Below are 1,801 nucleotides of genomic sequence, written 5' to 3'. Positions count from 1 at the left end.
CCCGTTACCTTTTCCGTGGCCCCGCAATGGGGCTCCCGGCCTCCGGCTCGGCATGACTGTTCCCCCCTGTAGTTCGCATGATCCGGGGGGTGGTGTCACCGGGCCGGAGGCACCGGTAGACCGCTGATAGGGGCAGGACCACCAGCTCGCTGGGAGGCTCTTCGTAACGTGGATGCCGGCGACTGGTGCCACGCCAACGAGGCCGGGACAGCACGACCTCGTAAGGGATCAGCATGATCGACACCGGCGATGTGGACGTCTTCCTCGGCCTGGACGTCGGCAAGGGCGAGCACCACGGGACCGCCCTGACCCCGGCCGGCAAGCGGGTCTTCGACAAGCGGCTGCCGAACAGCGAACCCAAGATGCGGGCCATGCTGGACAAGCTCACCGCCAAACACGGCACGGTCCTGGTCGTGGTCGACCAGCCTGCCTCCATTGGCGCCCTGCCGCTTGCGGTCGCCCGGGACGCCGGCTGCCGTGTCGCCTACCTGCCCGGCCTGACGATGCGCCGGATCGCCGACCTCTACCCCGGCGAGGCCAAGACCGACGCCCGCGACGCCGCGATCATCGCGGACGCCGCCCGCACCATGCCGCACACCTTGCGCGGCATCGAGCTCACCGATGAGACCATCGCCGAGCTGGAGATGATCGTCGGCTTCGACGACGACCTCGCCGGCGAGGCGACCCGCATCGCCAACCGCCTGCGCGGCCTCCTCACCCAGATCCACCCGCACCTCGAACGCGTCCTGGGGCCGCGTCTGGACCACCCGGCGGTCCTGGCCCTGCTGGAGCAGTTCGGCTCACCGGCCGCCCTGCGCAAGGCCGGACGACGCCGACTTCTCGCCATCGCCCGGCCCTTGGCTCCACGTATGTTCGAGCGCCTCGTCGAGGACCTCCTCACCGCGCTCGACGAGCAGACCGTCGTCGTCCCGGGCACCGAGGCGGCCGCGCTGATCGTGCCGAGCCTGGCCGGCTCGCTACGAGCCGTCCTGGGCCAGCGCAAGCTCCTGGAGAAGCGGATCCAGGAGCTGCTGGACGAGCACCCGCTCTCGAAGATCCTCACCTCCATGCCCGGCATCGGGACCCGGACCGGCGCTCGCGTCCTGATCGACGTCGGCGACGCGAGCGCCTTCCCGACCGCCGCCCACCTCGCCTCCTACGCCGGCCTCGCCCCAGCCACCCGCAGCTCCGGATCGTCCATACGCGGCGAGCAACCCTCCCGCCGCGGTAACAAGCAGCTGAAACGGGCACTCTTCCTGGCCGCGTTCGCCTCGCTCAGCGACCCGGCCTCCCGGGCCTACTACGACAAGAAGATCGGCCAGGGCAAACGCCATACCCAGGCCCTCCTCTGTCTGGCCAGGCGCCGGGTCGACGTCCTGTTCGCCATGCTCCGCGACGGCACCTTCTACGAACCCCGGCCCGGCGGGTCAGCCTGAATCGCCGAGAGCCCGCCTTGCTTCAGCCCACAGCCGCTCGAACTCCTCCGCGGGGATCTCGGCTGCCTGGGGCTGGTCCTGCCAGCCGTCCATGGGGCCCTCGGCGAGAACGCCGTACTGCCGTTCATAGCGGCTCATCGCCGCACGGTCGGCGTCATCACACGAGTGCAGCACCTCGCGCAAGGAGGCAGCCACCACCGGCCGCGCGTCCTCCCCCCGAACCTCGATCTGACGCAACGGCCAACCCTCGTCGTCAGTCTCGAAGTACAGCCACAGGTCTTCGCCCTCGTCATAGGTGCGGAACCAGGTAGTCATACCGCCATCCTGACCCACCCCCTTGACCAAACACATAGGGGCACCCCCCC

The 1,801-nt window shown here is 69.7% G+C and carries 2 protein-coding genes; one reads left to right on the top strand and one right to left on the bottom strand.

Annotated features, from left to right (window positions below; translation table 11 throughout):
* Positions 1-233: 233 nt before the first annotated feature.
* On the top strand, positions 234-1,436 hold the full coding sequence (locus tag ACFC1R_RS38745; RefSeq protein WP_375946420.1) for an IS110 family transposase: 1,203 nt from the start codon (positions 234-236) through the stop codon (positions 1,434-1,436).
* Here the strand turns inward: ACFC1R_RS38745 and ACFC1R_RS38740 are convergent.
* Positions 1,428-1,751 carry a hypothetical protein gene (locus ACFC1R_RS38740; RefSeq protein WP_375946419.1) on the bottom strand — a complete coding sequence of 108 codons (324 nt, stop codon included), beginning with the start codon at positions 1,749-1,751 and terminating at the stop codon, positions 1,428-1,430. The genes ACFC1R_RS38745 and ACFC1R_RS38740 overlap by 9 nt on opposite strands.
* Between the last annotated feature and the right edge of the window lie 50 nt (positions 1,752-1,801).

It is taken from the genome of Kitasatospora sp. NPDC056138 (genome assembly GCF_042264695.1).
Lineage (GTDB): Bacteria > Actinomycetota > Actinomycetes > Streptomycetales > Streptomycetaceae > Kitasatospora.
This window is presented reverse-complemented; position numbering and strand designations above follow the sequence as displayed.